This window comes from Cytobacillus eiseniae (genome assembly GCF_017874625.1).
Classification (GTDB): Bacteria; Bacillota; Bacilli; order Bacillales; family Cytobacillaceae; genus Cytobacillus; species Cytobacillus eiseniae.
On record NZ_JAGIKZ010000012.1, the window covers coordinates 17,330 to 34,125 of the forward strand.

The following is a 16,796-nucleotide window of genomic DNA, read 5'->3' on the forward strand; positions in this document are numbered from 1 at the left end:
TTACTTCACTAACCTTTGAACAGGTACTGGCACTCGATTCATCACTCGTTCTACTACTTCTTCCGCTCCTATTCCCTCAAATCGCGCTTCAGATTTTAAAATAATACGATGGGCGAAAACTGCCGGAGCCAAATATTGAATATCATCCGGAAGGACATAATCTCTCCCATAAATGAATGCATAGGCTTGTGCCGCCTTCATTAAGGCAATCGATCCCCTTGGACTAACTCCAAGATATACACTCCCATGTGTCCTCGTTCGATTTGATAGTTCTACTATGTAACGTTTGATTGTCTCATCGACATGTACATCCTTACACTTCATCTGTAATTCTCTTAATTCCTCTAAATCAATAACAGGTTCTAGTTCTTCAATCGGGTTTTTCTTCTGAACTCGATTCAATACTTCCATTTCATCGGCCATTTCAGGATAACCCATCTTCATTTTTAATAAAAACCGATCAAGCTGTGCTTCTGGAAGTGGATATGTTCCTTCATATTCGATTGGATTCTGCGTTGCCATTACAAAGAAAGGTTTTCCTAGATGATGGGTGACTCCATCTATTGTGACACTGCTTTCTTCCATTCCTTCTAGCAGGGCAGACTGAGTTTTCGGGGAAGTACGATTAATCTCATCAGCTAAAATTATATTCCCCATAATTGGACCCGGTCTAAATTGAAATTCCATCTCCTTTGGATTATAAATAGACACGCCTGTCACGTCTGATGGTAATAGGTCTGGTGTAAATTGAATTCTCCTAAAGCTTGCGCCGACGGATTTCGCTAACGCACGCACCATCATTGTTTTCCCTACACCTGGTACATCTTCTAATAAAACATGCCCCTCTGCTAACAAGGCGATGACGCTTAATTCGGCTACATTTCTCTTTCCGATCATTACTTTTTCTATATTTTCCAAGACCCTTTTAATCAATGGGTGGATTTGCTCATGTGTCATATAATCCCTCCTGTTTTCTGCCTTTGTAATTTTAGTTCTATCTTTTAATTCGATATTTTTTGTCAAAATCCTGCGATAATAAAAATCCCTGAAAAGGAAAAACCTCTCAGGGATATGATTACTAGTATGATAGCCTCTACTATTTAGATAAACGTTTTTTCAAATTCCATATTCCCTGCATCCAATTTTCTTAAACCTAATGCACCAGCAATGATATAGAGAATGCTTGGCACAAACATAAGAAAAATAGCTACTGGAAAGGATAATACACCCCAAGTAATCATTAATCCTCCATACAATTTATGGTCCATTCGATTAACAAGGCAGCTCATAATCAACGCAGCTAATTGAATAACAAAGAATACAAAAGTGATAATTAAAATAACCGAAGCTGGGCCAGGGTCCTCTGCCAAAAAACCAATAAAACTAAAAAAGAAACCTACTAACGATAATAATATACCTAAAATTCCCCCAACTAGCCCTAATACAAATTCAGCTGTTCTTTTCATATTTTCCTCCAGCCTCTATTTCGAAGATGCTTTTACTTTTTCACTAATGGCTCTACAATAATTTCTACACGACGGTTCTGCTCTCTGCCTTCCTCCGTATCATTTGATGAAATTGACTTAGTTTGCCCGAAGCCCTTCGCTTCTAAATTTACCTTTTCTCCATCCACTGTTTTCTCTAAATAGCTTTGTACTGCTCTTGCTCGCTCTTCTGATAATGTTTGATTATAATCTGTATTTCCTTGGCTATCTGTATGCCCATGTATCCATACATTTGCTCCCTCATACTCATTTAGGTCATGACTTAACTGATCGAGTGTATGAATAACAGATGATTTTAACTCACTTTTGTCAAAGTCGAATAACAGATGGCTCGGTACTTCAATCACAATTTCGTCCTCTTCAACTGAGACAGTGACACTTGAATCGAAATTTCCTGGTGTAAAGGTTCCTGGGATAAATGTGCCTGGCTCAAACGTTCCCGGTGTGAAGGTTCCCGGAGTAAAGGTGCCTGGCTCAAATGTACCCGGGGTAAAAGTACCTGGCTTAAATTGCGAATCCCCATCTTCACTTTCTTCAAGAGTTTCTTTTCCTACCTCCTCTGTATTACTTGATTGCTCCTCCCCAGACAATTCTTGATTTTTCTCGCTGCAGCCTACTAAAAAAAACACAATACAAATGAGTGAAAAAATTACTTGATACGATTTCATATGTAGAAAACCACCTTCTTATGAAATTTTATGCATTCAATTATTCCAATTCTTCAATTTTACATTATTTTTCTGATTATATTTTGAAAAATGGGAAAAATAGGCAAAAGGATTCATAATTAAAGGCTGTTTTCGTAAACATTGTTGCTATTTTACACATAATTGATAAAGGGTGATTTCCACTCCAGATTGCTCCCTTTCCGTGGGATAGTCCGCTTGAGCCTCCTCGGAGCAATCGCTCCTGCTTAGGTCTCAGCTGTCCCACACATCCCGCAGGACATTGAATATGCTTCTTGAATTAACACCGCACGAAGGAAATGCGGATGCATTTTCGAGGAGCCTCACTACCTTCCGCTCCAATCAACCGACTTAATTGGTAAAACATTTGATTCAAAAGCAACAATCTTTTAGAAAAAAGCCTAATTAAATATACGACAAGCATTCTATTTCTTTCATTTCAAAGAGTTGAAATGACTTACACAAGAAAACATTACTAGTAGGAGTTCTAGCAGCAGTAACGACTTCATCGTTTATAATTTTTAGTGCCTTTCAGCCAATCTAAAAAAACCATTCCTCCCTTTATAAGAATGGTTTTATACTTACTATTCTAGTTAGGCATTTTCCAGCTCTTTGTATCATTTAGCCTTTGGGTTGCGTATCAATGAAATCATCTCATCTGCATTTTCCATTTCATCGATAGTTTTCTCTTTACTCACCATTTCCTGTAGATCATACATATCTTTCGCTGTTGGAGAAGAGCTATTTAGCATATAGGAGACATTTTTCTTAAACCATAGATAATCAAATAGGATAGAAGGCTTTTTCCAAACTTCCCTTCCTAAATAGGCAAGGAGTTCTTTTCTATCTACTTCAGTATCTAGTTGAACTTGATTTTGCCGAACTGCAGCCCGAACCATTTTAACAACATAGTTTCTCACTTCTTGTTGGATTGATTCGTTAACCATTTCTGTTTTATTTGCGTGATCAATTAATTCAGTCCCTTTATCCACACACTCAAAAATTAAATCCTGGTCTTTATTGATTTTCCTAGAAGCTTCTATTATATTATCTAGCTTAATTAATCCTTCTTGCGAAATGAATTTGTTGATTTTTCTTTTTATAGAGGTTAACCTTTGCTCCAATTTCCGATAATTCCTTGCCGTTGGTTCCTTTACCCATTTCCCACCTGTTCGAATTAGCGTATTTCCTGCCGTTTGATATACCTTGACAATTAGAATCGCTCTTCTCACTTGTTCGAAAGGTGGCACACCCCCATTCTCTTGAATGAATAAATCATGAAGTGATGGATAGTAATGCACAACATAGTAGTTAATATCTTCATACATTAATTTAGATGGCAAACAATCTAATTTTTCATTTGAATGATTGTATTTTTCTGCTACCTGCTTAATATGATCTGGCAAAACAGAATATGTAAGCATTTTTCACCGCCTTACCATAACAAGAATTGCTTGAAACGAGTTAACTATATTGCTCTAATTGTTTCATATACTCTTCCTCATGAATCACATCAGCTTCCCCATTCCAATTCAAGTATTGCTTCGTCATCGTAAAAATAAATAATGGAAGGAAGAGCATATTGAAAACCATGATTACCCAGTTCGTTATTGCCATTTGACCTGTAAAGACAATCGCTAAAAATGAAAGCGCATAGGTCACAACAAAGTCAACCGCTGCAAATAGCAGGAGAAATCCGCATATAACGAGAAAGTTCTCTTTTCCAAATAAAACAGATTTCTTTATGACCATTTTAAAGGACTCATCCTCGATTACTTTTACAAATGGAATTCCCAGCAAAAAAATAAGTAAAATAATCCCTGGGACGATTAACAATAGAAAGCCAATTGACGTAAAAATCGAGACAGGAATACTAATTAAATACACAAAAAATGCATACTTTACTGTATCAATATAAAGTTTTCCTGTTTTCACTTTCTTCATTTTTATGTCCTGGGCAGCCATACTAATTATTGGAATGAGCATAATGAATACACTCATTAACATAAAGACACTCTGAAAAAAACTCGGCCAAAGCGGAATATTAAAATAATAAAATGGCATTGAGATATAGTTAACGAGAATCGTATAAAGGATCTGAATAGGCAAAAAGATCGTTATGCCAATAAGAAGGACTCGAAGAATATTTCTTTTATATAATCCAAAGGCATCTTTTACAGACGAAAACATATGGTTCCCTCCTATCTTGGGTTACGAAGCTTTTCCCATACTGCTTTTGCATTTTCATGCTGCTCAAGTGGAAGGTCATCCCCAAGCACCATTTTCCCTAGCTCTTCTGCTTCCTTCCTATTTTCTGGTGTATTTTTCATCATATTTTTTTGATAGGGCATTAATTTCAAATATTGTCCGAGGCCAATTGACCAGCGTTTGGATGAAACGTACTTCCACACAATCTCTCGTTCATTCTCCGTTCTTAACTGAATCTCATTCTGTTTGTATGCGGCACGAGTCATCTCAACAATGCATTTTCTCATCTCGATTTGATCTTGCTCTGTGGCAAGCTCCTCTGCATTCGTTCGGTCCCAAATTGCTTTTGCTCTTTTGACAGATTGATCAATTATTGTTTGATTTTCAAGAATCGTATCCGCGGTCATTAGATATGTTTCATAGGCATTAGCTAGGTCTACTGGCAATTTGTCTTTTAAATCATGTAAGATACTTTTCAGTTTCTCATATTTGCCCTTTTTACCTGATTTCACCCATTTATTACCGATATGTATGATTGTCTCGATTGATGTATTGTAGCTATTAAATATAAGCGCTTCTCTTTGCACTTGATGAAAACGAGGAACCCCCCCATCTTCTCTCATAATTAGCTGCTCTGCCGCAGGGGCAAATGCAAAGTAATAGTACAGTTCCCCGTCAATTTGAAATTTCGATGGAAAAACATCTGGTTTTTCACTAGTCTTATAAAATGATTGTAATGATGCTTTAATATGCTCTGGAATATTATCCATTCTAATCATGTATTCAAACCTCCATGAAAGGCCCCTTATCAATAGGGGCCTTTTATACACTTTCTTTTATCCGAACCAGCCTGCTACTTTTTTAAATCCAGATTTAACAGCATCAATGCCGCCTTTAACAGTATCACCAACTACTTTCGCTGCCTTCTTAATTCCGTCACCGACTTTCTTAGCCGCTTTCACAATCGTATCCTTATGCTTAACTACCATTGCGCCAGTCCATAACAGTCCACCAACAACGGCAACACCTGCAGCGACTGGGGCACCAACTCCAGTTGCGGATAAAACAACGGCTCCTGACATTAATGTTTCACCAAGGCTAGCAAAGCCATCCACATTGTTGCCATTAGCAAAGTTCATAATTGTTTCTGCCCCTGATATCCCTGTACTGATCGCTGCCATCCAAGGTGCTGCTTTACCCGCAATACCAGTCCCCATATCAAAGGATTTTGTTGCATTTGATATAAAAGAACCAGCATTTGAAGCTGCACCACTAAAGCTTCCTCCAGTAGTTGCTGCACTCCAAGCATTTTTAATATCTGTCCAGGAATTAAAAAATTCACCTAAATGCTTTGCATGATCAACACCTGACCAGACATCTAACCCTAGATTGCCAATACCACTTAAAAGTGAATCATCTTTAAACATATCGCCTAATTGATTCTTTACAATACTTTGAGACAAATTAGAATGGAAATCCTGTCCATACTTATCCCAATCAATATCTACTAATGTATGTTTGTCTAGCCCTTCAATTGCTGGAAAAACCAGGCTATCTGTAATAAATTTAATTGTATTATAATTTGGGTCATCTTCAAATGGGAATCTTGGAGATTCGCTATCTTTCGGGTTCCCTTGATCGATCCCATTCGGATCAAAATTCCCAGGGTTTCCATTTGGATGCTCAACATTGCCAGGAAGGTCTATACCAGGTGGATTAAATGGTGATGGATTGTAGTTTCCATCACTTCCCTCCCCAGGGTTAGTTGATGGACCGCCATCTGTGAAATTTCCAGGAGTAGTTGTACCAGGTGTAAATTGACCTTGACTCGTTTCTCCTTGATTAAATTCTCCAGGAGCAAACTGGCCTGGGGTAAATTGTCCAGGGGCAAAGTCACCAGGAGAGAATTCTCCAGGAGCAAACGTACCCGGAGTAAAGGTTCCAGGGGCAAATGTCCCTGGCGTAAAGGTTCCAGGGGTGAAATTCCCTGGAGAAAAGGATCCAGTTGAAAATGTTCCAGAATTAAAGTTCCCCGGTGTAAAGTTCCCAGTTTGAAAATTCCCTGCTGCTAAGGAAACAACAGGCAAGAAACTCATTACAACAATAAAGGCTGCCATAAATCCAGCAGCAATTCTTCTAAGAAATAATTTGCTCCTTTTTCTCATCTAATCCATTTACTCCTTTCCTATTAGAAATGAGGAAGCACCTTGTTTATCGCCTACGCATTTTAAATAGTCTCGACTACTCATTTCTTACCAACCAGACTGCTCAATAAATGAAATAACCGGCCCAATTCCCCTCTGTGGGATATCACTATCACTGCCAAAGGTGATTCCATTATGATTAACAGCCTCGAACTCTGACTTTGCAATGACTTCAATACGATTTTCTCCATGAAGAAAATTCCATTCATAGTCTGTTTCTTTGCCATAATTCTCAGCAATAATATGTTGAACAATAGGAGAAATGGACATTTTAGCGGAATTTAATGCAGCAGTTATTTTACTAGGCAGATCTTCATCATCGGGGATTTCACTTGATAGCACCTGATTCACTGCCTGAATGTAAGCTTCATTACTAGAGATGCCTGGGCTAGACGCATAAATGGCACTTTCCATAGCAAGAACCTTATCTAGTAGCGGCTCGTATTCTATGATTTCATTCCCATCTTCATCTATCCCAATGACAACCTTTTTTTCATGTGTATTCACAACATTGTCGACTTTCTCATATACAATGCCTGTTGCCGCTAAGCTAGCATGCTCTGCTGCGATTGAAGCCTGTTCTTTTTTTGTAAATACCATTGCGACGTTTAGCACGATTATTAGCATGATTCCGACTATTGCAAAGCTAAAAATGGTTAGGATAACCCCACTGCCACGTTCATTCTTTATATATTTCTTCATTTTAATACCCTGCCAGTTGCCGAATGAGTCAGCTGCATAGACGCTACTTTCCGCCATTCTTTCGGAACAAAAACTAGCCCATGCGTTAATTTAACTTCTGCAACAAATTCTTTACTTCCTGGATGTGGTGGAATATCAAAATCATCAAACGTCATAATGTCACTATGGCCAATCGCTGTTTTAGCAGCATCTCTTGCTTCATCTATCCTTTCGGTGATGGCATAAATTTTTGCTGCTTCATTTACTGCGGATTGCGCCTGCATAATTGTCATTCCAGAGGCTACTGCCTGCCAAAGGAGGAGGAAGAAAAAAAGGTAATAAGGCAAAACCATTAAAAACTCTAAAGTAAAGGACCCTTTTTCTTCTCGTATTCTCTCTTTTATCTGGAACATCTGATCGACCCCTTATTACTAGAGTGATACGATTGTAAAAAATGAAAGCGATCACTCTATTCAATATTGCTATCGTATTTTTTATTAATTTCTTCTTTCGCAGTTTCTAGATTTTGATCAGCTATATTTCGCAAATCTAACTCAATCTGCTTACCAAGTTCGATTGCCTTACTGAATCTTTCACTTGATTTGTCAGATAAAAGCTGAAATGCTGCTTTGCTTATATGCCCTTCATCCCTTAGTGCTCTTAATGGCTGAAGAATATTCATATCTTCATTCCCATTCGCCTCGCTCCATTCAATATTGAAGGAAGGGATATTCTTAAGAAATTGATCATTTCTATTCATTTGTACAGTATAGGTTGCATCCTTCTTCCATGCCTGCCACTTTTCCGCAATCATTTTTGCCTTTTGCAGCTCTTGTTTTAATTCCTCTTGATTTCTAGCATTATTGTAAATCCCCTTTGCAGCCTCAGCTACTTCTTTCATCTGCTGCTGTCCCTTTGCATCCAAATCAAAGCCAATGACATTAACAATTGGTTGAATAGCGGATTCCGCTAATTCCTTTGCTTTAGCTACCGGATCACCATTGCACGTCTCAATCCCGTCACTAACTAAATAAACAATATTTGTATTACTTTCACTGTCATATTGAGACAAATCATTTTTGGCCAGTTCAATCGCATTTGCCAAAGGTGTCCAGCCAGCTGGCTTTACCCCATTTAATGCTTGATTAAGTAAGTTCTGATCAAATGATTGCATTTCATAAATTAGCTCATTGCTTTTACAGGAAAGCTCTTTGTCCTTATTTGCTCCTGTTCCTTCATGCCCATAAATACGAAGAGCCATATTCGTCCCCTCAGGCAGTGAAGCAGCAAATTCATTAATCGATTCTTTCGCAATATCCATCATCGTTTTTCCATCAATCACATTTCCCATACTTCCACTTGCATCAAGAATGATTTCAACATTTAGCTGTTCTTTAAATTGATAGCGCTCATCCTCTATTTCAGGACTTCCAAACGCTTCAATATTTACATCATCAAGAGCGTCAGCAGGATTAGGATAATCCTCGTGAAAAAGAGAAAGGGATTTCCGCCAATATAATTCCATTTCTTGCTCTGTTGGCTGATCACCAACCTGAGGCAATTCCTTTAAGATATTTACGATTTCAGTCTGTTCTTCTGAAGACAGATCATCATATCTTTTTCCAGAAAACCTTCCTGGGACAGCGTTTATAAATTCTGCTGCAGTGATCGTTGGCCTAGGTAGCTCTGCAATAAGTTCTTCTATAGTAGCAGTCTCATTTTTTACTACGTCCTCGTCTTCTAGTTGTGTTAACGGATCCTCTTCTTTCGTATCTGGCTGACTATCTGATTCCTTTTTTTCACTACAAGCAGTTAAAAGGAAACAGCTTAGTAGCAGGATCATTATGAACACATGACCTCGTATCTTCATAAAGAACAAACACTCCTCAGAAAAAATGATAGTGGCAATTGAATAGTTCAATTACCACCATTAAGTAAGTACTTCCAATTAATTAAATACTATCTTTTATCTTTGTAATAATTGCAGTAACAATATCAGAAATGCCTGTGCTATCCTTAAATGCTGTACCTAATAATGCAGCAATTGTTACAACTACTGCTCCTACTGCAACCCACTCTAAAGTTTGTGCACCTCTTTCATTTTGAAGAAGGCCTTTATACTTAACAAAATATTTCACACATTGCTTTTTAAGCATCACTCCACACCTCCTTTCAATTTAGAAAAGCGTAAGCGCCTTGGTCACCCCCGACAAGCACAAGACAAGCTGGCTAGAAGGTTGTTCTTTAACCTTCTGGACTGATTGGCTTGTGACCTCGAGGGGGTAGGCGCTGCAGCTAGACATTGAAAAGCGTAAGCGCCTTGGTCATCGCCGTACAAACTGGAAGGGCATCGACTGAGATAAAGGAAACACGGTTTGCGACAGCGAACCGATGTTGACTTATCGTAGGGAGGTGACCTGAAGTTTGATAGGCGATAGGCGCTACAGCTAGACATTAAAAGCGTAAGCCCTTGATCACTTAAACATGTTCAATAAACTATCTTCACCTGTAAACATATTCAAAATGAGTAAGCCTCCGATTAATATCATGACAGTTGGCATTACGATGAAAGATGTAATTAAGGTGATTTTTGGCGATGCCTTTGCGGCTATTTCCTTCACCTTTTCCTTCTTCATCTGCCGCATTTCATTTGCTTGTATCTTAAAAGTTGTTGCTACTGGCACCCCTAGACGAGATCCTTGTATCAAAGACTTAATTAACGATTGAAAAGCAAGATTATCATTTCTTTCTAGCATTCTTCTATATGCCTGCTCTCTAGGTACGCCTAAATCAATTTCCTGATTAAACCGAGAAAACTCTTCACCAACTGGCCCTTGAAAATACGGAACGATGTCTCTTAATGCTTGATCCAATCCTAGGCCTGCTTGAAGAGTCACACTTACCGTATCTAAGAAGTCTGGCAGAACAAATCCAAGCTCATCCTGCCTTCTCTTCGCCTTTCCCTTTAACCAAAAGATCGTTAGAAAATAGCCGGTCAAAGGCAAGATAAGTACCATGAACTGGGACAAAGGAAAACGAATAATGATCATCAAAACACCTAGAATAAAGCCAACAAGCAACATGAATATTTTAAGTCCTTGAAAGCGTTCAACAGTTAAGCTATAAGGATAACTTGCCTGCATGAGCCACCTTTCCACATCGTGGGACTCACTAAAAAAATTGACGCGATTGCCAATTGCAGAAAAATCATCTGCATAATAGAATGTTTTTTCAAGCATTCTTTCTCTGCTTGTTTTCCTTTTCTTAATATCAAATCGATCAACAATCACTTTTTCCTGGATATGCTGTTTCAATTCTTGTTTTTCCAGTAAATAATCGTAAAAGAACTTTAAACTAAGAGCAAATAATGACAAGCTTATGATGACACTAATTAAGATCAATCCATCCATTCAATTACACCCTTATATTGGTCACTTTTTTTACTAAGAAGAAAGATAAAAATGTACCAATTAAAAATAAGACAAGTAGAACGATCCCTATTCCTGAAAATAGAGGATCTAGAAATCCATCTACTACATTATTCATAATTAATAGTAGAAAGATGGGCAGAACAGGGACAATATAAGCGACATATCTTTGTTCAGCTGTCATTGTCTTTATTTCCTGTAATAGCAGTTTTCTTTCCTCAAGTGTTTGACCCATTTCATCCAATACCGCATGCATATTTCCTCCTGCTTGCTTTTGAATTAACAATGAGGCAATAAATAACTGATACTCTCTAGATGGAATTCTTTTTTGTAAATTCCTCAAAGCACGGCTAAAATCAACACCTAGCTGTAATTCACCAGACAGTCTTTGAAATTCTTCCTTCGCCGGCTCATTCAATTCTTGAGCAGCTATGCCAATCCCTTGTGTCAACGTCATTCCAGATCTTGTTGAGTTTGCAAGAATCCGACAAATCTCTGGTAACTGATCATTCATTCTTTCTTGAAATTTGTTCTTTCTAATAAGAAAGAGCACACGCCTGCTAACATCCATTAAAATGACAGAAATAAGGATATTAATAGGAAAACTAATTCCAAAAAAATTATTCAAGAGAAAGGATGTAACGATTGCTCCAAATAATAAAATTCCATAAAACTCTGAGGCCATTAGGTGAATATTTGCCCGCTTTAATTGATAAATGGCCTTCAGCCCAAATTTTGTTTGGTCAAATTTATCACCAAGGATAAGAATGAAGCTTTTCCTTGTTTTTCTATTCCCAAACCATTTGCTTACTTTATTTCGCCACTCCTTCTTTGCTGTGCGAAAACCTAGTAGATTATATACACCCCAGAGACAGAAGAGGACGGCTAGACTATAAAGAATAGATATAGTCACTATTCTTCACCTCTTCCTCAGCCTGGAAAATGGACTCATTAATATCTGCTCCAAAAATCTGTAATCTTTCTAAACAATTAGGTACAATTCCTGTTGGTGCAAAATAGCCTAACACCTTTCCGTCTGAATCAATACCTGTTCGTTTGAATTTAAAGATTTCGTGAATTTCTGCTTCTCCACTCGGCTTTTTAACCACTTCTGAGATGGATACGAGCTTTCTCTGTCCATCTGGAAGGCGGGTCCCTTGGACAATAAGGTCAATTGCACCAACAATGTATTCTCTTATCACTTTCGATGGCAAATCCATTCCTGCCATGATGACCATCCCTTCCACACGCTTTAATGCGTCTAATGGCGAATTCGCATGGACGGTTGTAAGAGAGCCTTCATGTCCTGTATTCATTGCTTGAAGCATGTCAAATGCTTCTGCCCCACGCACCTCACCGACAATAATCCGATCGGGTCTCATACGCAAAGCATTTCGAACCAATTGTCTAATCGTAATTTCACCTGATCCCTCAACGTTTGGAGGTCTCGCCTCCATGCCGACTACATTTGGTCGATCAAGCTTTAATTCTGCAGAGTCTTCAATTGTAATAACCCTTTCCTTGCCAGGGATTGCTCGTGCCAAAGCATTTAATAACGTGGTTTTCCCGCTACCTGTTCCTCCAGAAATAAGAACACTCATTTTCGCAAAGACCGCTGCATCAATAAATGTAGCCATTGATTCATTCAAAGAACCAAAATCAATAAGATCGCTCATTTTATATGGGTCAGCTCTAAATTTCCTTATAGAAATTAAGGTTCCATTTAAGCTGACAGGAGGAATAACAGCGTTCACCCGGCTCCCATCAAGTAATCTGGCATCGACCATTGGTGAACTCTCATCCACTCGTCTGCCTAATGGCGCAACAACCCGATCAATAATATGCCTTACATGTGCTTCATCACGGAATTGCAAGCCTGTTAATTGCAATTGTCCTTTTTTCTCGATGTATACTTCATTGTGACCATTAATAAGAATCTCAGTTATTTCATCATCTTGAAGCAGAGGTTCTAAGGGGCCAAAACCGACTGATTCATCAATTAAGCGAGTTAGCAGGATCTCTTTATCCCGTCGAGAAATGATCACTTTCTCCTCTGTCATAAATTGACTAATTAATCGTTCAATCGCTAACCGCATTTCCCCTTGAGTAAGACTTGTCAACTGTTCAAGATTCGTTTCACGCAAAAGTCTTGCTTTATAATGCTCGATTAATTCTTCTATATAAGGACTATCGTAAGTAGAATAGCTTACTTGTGATTCTTTGCTCGTATCAGGTTTCTTTATTTCTGAACGATTAAATAATGACATAAGTGGTTGGCCTCCTTTCCCATGCCTATTTCAGAATAGATAAGACCCACTTCCGAATATCTTTTGCCATCGGGATGAGTTTCTTTTCTTTAGTAGCTTTTCGAAGCGGTTCACCTTTATTAATAAATGTCTGAACACCCTTTATATCCCTTCTCACTTCAGCTCCAACAGGAGAAGTGATAAAGTTCTTTACATCTGAAGGGGTAAGCTCATTTTCTCTTCCTTTTTGATTCACAACAATTTGTAGCCGTCCCTCTGTGTCCATTCCTAACCTTTTGAATAAATCTTCTACATGTTTAAATACTTGAAAGGAAGGTGTATCAAGATTCATAACATAATAGATTTGATCTGCTTCCTCTAAAGCAACGTATGTATTTGCCGACATTGTTGAAGGCAAATCGACAATAACAAAATCATAGCTTCGTCTACATGCACGCAATAATTTTGTAAAGAAATCTTCATTTAAGCTTTCTGCAATTTCTGCATCTCGAGGACTTAATAGGATTTCCATTTTCGAAAAAGGCTCTTTCTCACTAACATTTCTTATATGATTTTCATTTAATTCATTAATAACGGGCCTTAAGTCGGCTAATGAACGATTACTTTCAATTCCTAAATACATATCTGCCCCGCCAAATTGTAAATTCATATCAATGAATAACACCTGTGCCGTTGATTCTAATTTAAGTGTTTGTGCAAACGTGCTAGATAGAAGGGTTGATCCACTGCCACCTTTTCCACTATAGAAAGAAAAGATTTGTCCCCTTCCTCGTCGTAGGCCCCCTTGAGGAGCGATCAAGCTATTTTCATTCTTCGCATTTTGCTCTTTAGCAATTAGAAGGATTCTTTCTATCCTGTCACTGAACTGGCTCAATTCATCTGGAAGGATAAAGAAATCAGTTGAACCTGCTCTTGATGCATCACGCAGCAACAGAAAATCCTGCTGTTTCGCAATAAAAACAATAATGATATTCGGATACTCACTATGTATGTATTGAACAAGCTCAATTCCCGATTCATCATCTGGGTTAACTAGCAATACTACATCAGGAGAAAGTCGATCAATTTCCTTTTTCACCTCAGAAGGAGCAGCCTGCTGTAAGTTGGGATACATTTGTAATGCCTGCTGCATAATCTGCTCACTTATTTGTTTATCATCACTAACAAGCAGAATACTGCTTTCTGTACCCATATTCTGTACCTCCGACCATTTATATACTTCCGATTACATTTTCTTAAAATAAATTACTACCTATCTAGTATTCTAGTTAATTGTTCTGTTGCTCCGTATTCTCATTCTGCCCTTCTGCTGGAACATCTTGTGCTGGAGGCTGCTCTGCATTAGCTGCTGGATCTGGCGGCGGATTTGTTTTTTCTACTTCGACCTCTTTCTCCGCTTCCTTTTCTACTGGCTTTTCCTCTGTTTGTTCTAATATGTCTTCTTTGCCTACATTTGCCTTTAATACTCTTATGCTATCTGCATAATTTTGCATATGTATTAACTTAGGAGCTTCCTCTTTTGTTACTTCCAATGCGATACCCCTAAATTCATTTTTGCTTTTATCCACGCGGAATACATGGACATCTGTCATAAAGATTTCTGTTTTCGGTTCTCCTTCAAATTGCTGTGAAACTACAATATCAACGCGATCAAGGTCATCAAGTTCCTGATCGAACGATACTCTTTCATTCGCAAAAAGGGCAATTAAACGATGATTAGGGTCTCCAACTTCAGAAAATGGCTTTAGGAGATTCAATGTAACCATATCGCCCGCTGATAAAGGAACAATAGATACTTTATTTGTAATGTCTTTCGGATTTTTCACATGTGCTTCTGTGACAAACTTATTCGGAAGGTCGACAGTTTCCACCATATCTGGCTTAATAATTGTTCTCGAATTGATATCTTCCTTCGCTACATACACAGTTGTTGTTCCGCCTAAATTTGCATTCAATTCATTAACCTTCTGTAAAAACATATATCCGGCAATCAACGCTAGAATTAATGAAATCGAAATAAATATGATTGCTCTTCTTTTTGACTCTAACATCCAGCATCTTCTCTCCTAAATATTTATTTCAGTTTCTTATCCTTTTTTACACTTCACTTTTTACAGATAACTAGTAGGTTTTCCTATATTTAACTAAATCATTTTTATCACGCGTTCACATTTTCGTCAAACTTACGAATGAGAAAGTCGAATCTTGTCTATAATTAAATACCTAGATATATCTTGCATTTGAGATTATTTTCCATGATAATCGCATTACTCTCATACAGGAAATGAGATAGATATTCGTTAATCATTCATTACAAAGATGCACACTTTGTTACATTTATTACATTTTATGGGTCTATTAAACTATTTTTTACCTTTTTTAAAATGGTAGCTTATATCAGTGGAGGGAGTTGATCCTTATTTATCGATCATTCGTATTCTCTAACACTTTACATTAAGGGTCTTACTACCCGTTATTGTGAGGGAAAAGTCAAAAAAAAGAACATGATCGAATGCTCGATCATGTTCTTTTTTATCCATCAGAGAGAAAAATAAGAAAATTATCCTCATATTTATTCATGAAATGAAGCGAGTGATCCTATTTCTCCGCCTCACTATTTTATACAAAGTATATCAAGTAGTAGGATGATAAATTGAGGGAAACTAATCAATTCAGTCTATGTCCTCTGTTCAGATATTCAGCTTACTTCAAACTAAACTCAGTCCCTTCAATAATCTCTGTCGCAGGAATAAAGGTCCATTCCTCAACTGACATATCCGGATTGTTTGATAAAAAGCTTTCCATTAGGTGATAACCCATTTTGTAGTTTGACCAACGTGGCAAACCGTCAGCAACACTTCCATAAAAGAGATTGATGATATCTTCATATTTGTACGAATATTTATTTTCCTTAATATAAGCCCAAACTACTTTACTTGTATCTGGACTGAGAGGTTCGATCCAAAGGGGCGAGTGATCAGGGTATACCGCTTTTGCAAAAGTATCTGCCTTTCCCTCCATAATGACACGATCGATTAAGTGGTGAAGACGAGTTTCATAGTCAGAGAACTCAATATACACCGTATGATGATATTCATGAGCAACTGTTTCTTTTAGGCTAGCACCTGTAAATACATTTGGATCTATTTGAAGAACGATTAATCCTTCATCAGCAAATCCTGCAACCCCTTGCATATATAATGAGCTTTCATCTGGATTATAGGGTGTTAGAAAAATTTTATAATTACCGCCAGGAAGCATGTCTGAAGAGTCGGTTAAACCCTCTTCTAGGAAACGTATAATGTCTCCATGCTTTTCTACTAATTGACTGATATACTCATTTAACACACTAATACTCCTTGGTGTAGCAAAGTGGTAATTTCCATTAAGTGAATAACTATTTCCATAAATTTCATTACTGACTGGAGTAACAACATGATTTAAGAACGATTCATTTTTACTTATATTGCTGTTCTGTTGCTCCGCAATATAATCTAAGTAGTAGCTGTAAGTAGGAATAATTTCAAATTCTTGATTATTAATGGTTAGCTTTTCAATTGAGACATTTTTAATATTTGTATCCTCTGGGATAGAATGTGCATCATCAGTTGAACAACTAGCGAGTAACATAATAACTATGAATAGTATGATCTTTTTCATTTGCTTCCCCCTAAATATTGAAAAATATTCCATTCTACTAATAGTATATCACTATGTTTGCTATTTTTTGAATTTTCCACAAGTTAAAAAAGACTCTATTCACAAAAAAACTTCTCTATAAAGTAAGAGAAGCTCAGACAAAATCTTGAAAACTAAA

17 protein-coding genes are annotated in these 16,796 nt (G+C 37.6%); all 17 read right to left on the minus strand.

Annotation, left to right across the window (positions count from 1 at the left end):
• Positions 1 to 957 carry an AAA family ATPase gene (locus J2Z40_RS11390; protein ID WP_066400579.1) on the minus strand — a complete coding sequence of 319 codons (957 nt, stop codon included), beginning with the start codon at positions 955 to 957 and terminating at the stop codon, positions 1 to 3.
• Between the two features lie 143 nt (positions 958 to 1,100).
• The gene (locus J2Z40_RS11395; protein ID WP_066400576.1) at positions 1,101 to 1,466 is read right to left on the minus strand and encodes a DUF4064 domain-containing protein; all 366 of its coding nucleotides are present in this window, start codon (positions 1,464 to 1,466) and stop codon (positions 1,101 to 1,103) included.
• A 32-nt stretch (positions 1,467 to 1,498) separates the two neighbouring features.
• Positions 1,499 to 2,173 carry an OmpA family protein gene (locus tag J2Z40_RS11400; RefSeq protein WP_066400574.1) on the minus strand — a complete coding sequence of 225 codons (675 nt, stop codon included), beginning with the start codon at positions 2,171 to 2,173 and terminating at the stop codon, positions 1,499 to 1,501.
• 635 nt (positions 2,174 to 2,808) lie between these two features.
• The gene (locus tag J2Z40_RS11405; RefSeq protein ID WP_066400573.1) at positions 2,809 to 3,615 is read right to left on the minus strand and encodes a hypothetical protein; all 807 of its coding nucleotides are present in this window, start codon (positions 3,613 to 3,615) and stop codon (positions 2,809 to 2,811) included.
• Between the two features lie 40 nt (positions 3,616 to 3,655).
• Positions 3,656 to 4,381: a hypothetical protein gene (locus J2Z40_RS11410; protein WP_066400571.1), complete on the minus strand. Its 726-nt coding sequence runs from the start codon at positions 4,379 to 4,381 to the stop codon at positions 3,656 to 3,658.
• Positions 4,382 to 4,392: 11 nt separating this feature from the next.
• On the minus strand, positions 4,393 to 5,178 hold the full coding sequence (locus J2Z40_RS11415; RefSeq protein WP_066400568.1) for a hypothetical protein: 786 nt from the start codon (positions 5,176 to 5,178) through the stop codon (positions 4,393 to 4,395).
• Between the two features lie 57 nt (positions 5,179 to 5,235).
• A complete protein-coding gene (locus tag J2Z40_RS11420; protein WP_066400566.1) occupies positions 5,236 to 6,564 on the minus strand; it encodes a hypothetical protein in 1,329 nt (442 codons plus the stop codon).
• Positions 6,565 to 6,651: 87 nt separating this feature from the next.
• Entirely contained in the window at positions 6,652 to 7,305 is a 654-nt protein-coding gene (locus J2Z40_RS11425; protein ID WP_066400564.1) for a pilus assembly protein TadG-related protein, read from the minus strand.
• Positions 7,302 to 7,697, minus strand: a complete 396-nt coding sequence (locus J2Z40_RS11430) for a TadE/TadG family type IV pilus assembly protein (protein ID WP_066400562.1) — start codon at positions 7,695 to 7,697, stop codon at positions 7,302 to 7,304. The genes J2Z40_RS11425 and J2Z40_RS11430 overlap by 4 nt, the downstream gene beginning before the upstream one ends.
• Positions 7,698 to 7,753: 56 nt before the next feature.
• Positions 7,754 to 9,154, minus strand: a complete 1,401-nt coding sequence (locus J2Z40_RS11435; RefSeq protein ID WP_066400561.1) for a VWA domain-containing protein — start codon at positions 9,152 to 9,154, stop codon at positions 7,754 to 7,756.
• A gap of 82 nt (positions 9,155 to 9,236) precedes the next feature.
• A complete protein-coding gene (locus tag J2Z40_RS11440) occupies positions 9,237 to 9,440 on the minus strand; it encodes a hypothetical protein (RefSeq protein ID WP_066400560.1) in 204 nt (67 codons plus the stop codon).
• Positions 9,441 to 9,758: 318 nt separating this feature from the next.
• Complete coding sequence (locus tag J2Z40_RS11445) at positions 9,759 to 10,694, minus strand: type II secretion system F family protein (RefSeq protein WP_066400559.1); 936 nt, start codon at positions 10,692 to 10,694, stop codon at positions 9,759 to 9,761.
• Between the two features lie 4 nt (positions 10,695 to 10,698).
• A complete protein-coding gene (locus tag J2Z40_RS20105; protein WP_066400558.1) occupies positions 10,699 to 11,625 on the minus strand; it encodes a type II secretion system F family protein in 927 nt (308 codons plus the stop codon).
• Positions 11,603 to 12,979 carry a TadA family conjugal transfer-associated ATPase gene (locus J2Z40_RS11455; protein ID WP_066400553.1) on the minus strand — a complete coding sequence of 459 codons (1,377 nt, stop codon included), beginning with the start codon at positions 12,977 to 12,979 and terminating at the stop codon, positions 11,603 to 11,605. Before J2Z40_RS11455 ends, J2Z40_RS20105 begins: the two co-directional genes overlap by 23 nt.
• A gap of 25 nt (positions 12,980 to 13,004) precedes the next feature.
• Positions 13,005 to 14,171: a CpaE/TadZ family protein gene (locus J2Z40_RS11460; RefSeq protein ID WP_066400552.1), complete on the minus strand. Its 1,167-nt coding sequence runs from the start codon at positions 14,169 to 14,171 to the stop codon at positions 13,005 to 13,007.
• Between the two features lie 76 nt (positions 14,172 to 14,247).
• Complete coding sequence (cpaB, locus tag J2Z40_RS11465) at positions 14,248 to 15,030, minus strand: Flp pilus assembly protein CpaB (protein WP_066400551.1); 783 nt, start codon at positions 15,028 to 15,030, stop codon at positions 14,248 to 14,250.
• A 652-nt stretch (positions 15,031 to 15,682) separates the two neighbouring features.
• Complete coding sequence (locus J2Z40_RS11470; RefSeq protein WP_066400550.1) at positions 15,683 to 16,639, minus strand: DUF2268 domain-containing putative Zn-dependent protease; 957 nt, start codon at positions 16,637 to 16,639, stop codon at positions 15,683 to 15,685.
• Between the last annotated feature and the right edge of the window lie 157 nt (positions 16,640 to 16,796).

Bases quoted from the DNA above. Each gene is read 5' to 3' on its own strand.
- J2Z40_RS11390 (WP_066400579.1), bottom strand. From the start codon at position 957: ATGACACATGAGCAAATCCACCCATTGATTAAAAGGGTCTTGGAAAAT.
- J2Z40_RS11395 (WP_066400576.1), bottom strand. From the start codon at position 1,466: ATGAAAAGAACAGCTGAATTTGTATTAGGGCTAGTTGGGGGAATTTTA.
- J2Z40_RS11400 (WP_066400574.1), bottom strand. From the start codon at position 2,173: ATGAAATCGTATCAAGTAATTTTTTCACTCATTTGTATTGTGTTTTTT.
- J2Z40_RS11405 (WP_066400573.1), bottom strand. From the start codon at position 3,615: ATGCTTACATATTCTGTTTTGCCAGATCATATTAAGCAGGTAGCAGAA.
- J2Z40_RS11410 (WP_066400571.1), bottom strand. From the start codon at position 4,381: ATGTTTTCGTCTGTAAAAGATGCCTTTGGATTATATAAAAGAAATATT.
- J2Z40_RS11415 (WP_066400568.1), bottom strand. From the start codon at position 5,178: ATGATTAGAATGGATAATATTCCAGAGCATATTAAAGCATCATTACAA.
- J2Z40_RS11420 (WP_066400566.1), bottom strand. From the start codon at position 6,564: ATGAGAAAAAGGAGCAAATTATTTCTTAGAAGAATTGCTGCTGGATTT.
- J2Z40_RS11425 (WP_066400564.1), bottom strand. From the start codon at position 7,305: ATGAAGAAATATATAAAGAATGAACGTGGCAGTGGGGTTATCCTAACC.
- J2Z40_RS11430 (WP_066400562.1), bottom strand. From the start codon at position 7,697: ATGTTCCAGATAAAAGAGAGAATACGAGAAGAAAAAGGGTCCTTTACT.
- J2Z40_RS11435 (WP_066400561.1), bottom strand. From the start codon at position 9,154: ATGAAGATACGAGGTCATGTGTTCATAATGATCCTGCTACTAAGCTGT.
- J2Z40_RS11440 (WP_066400560.1), bottom strand. From the start codon at position 9,440: ATGCTTAAAAAGCAATGTGTGAAATATTTTGTTAAGTATAAAGGCCTT.
- J2Z40_RS11445 (WP_066400559.1), bottom strand. From the start codon at position 10,694: ATGGATGGATTGATCTTAATTAGTGTCATCATAAGCTTGTCATTATTT.
- J2Z40_RS11455 (WP_066400553.1), bottom strand. From the start codon at position 12,979: ATGTCATTATTTAATCGTTCAGAAATAAAGAAACCTGATACGAGCAAA.
- J2Z40_RS11460 (WP_066400552.1), bottom strand. From the start codon at position 14,171: ATGGGTACAGAAAGCAGTATTCTGCTTGTTAGTGATGATAAACAAATA.
- cpaB (WP_066400551.1), bottom strand. From the start codon at position 15,030: ATGTTAGAGTCAAAAAGAAGAGCAATCATATTTATTTCGATTTCATTA.
- J2Z40_RS11470 (WP_066400550.1), bottom strand. From the start codon at position 16,639: ATGAAAAAGATCATACTATTCATAGTTATTATGTTACTCGCTAGTTGT.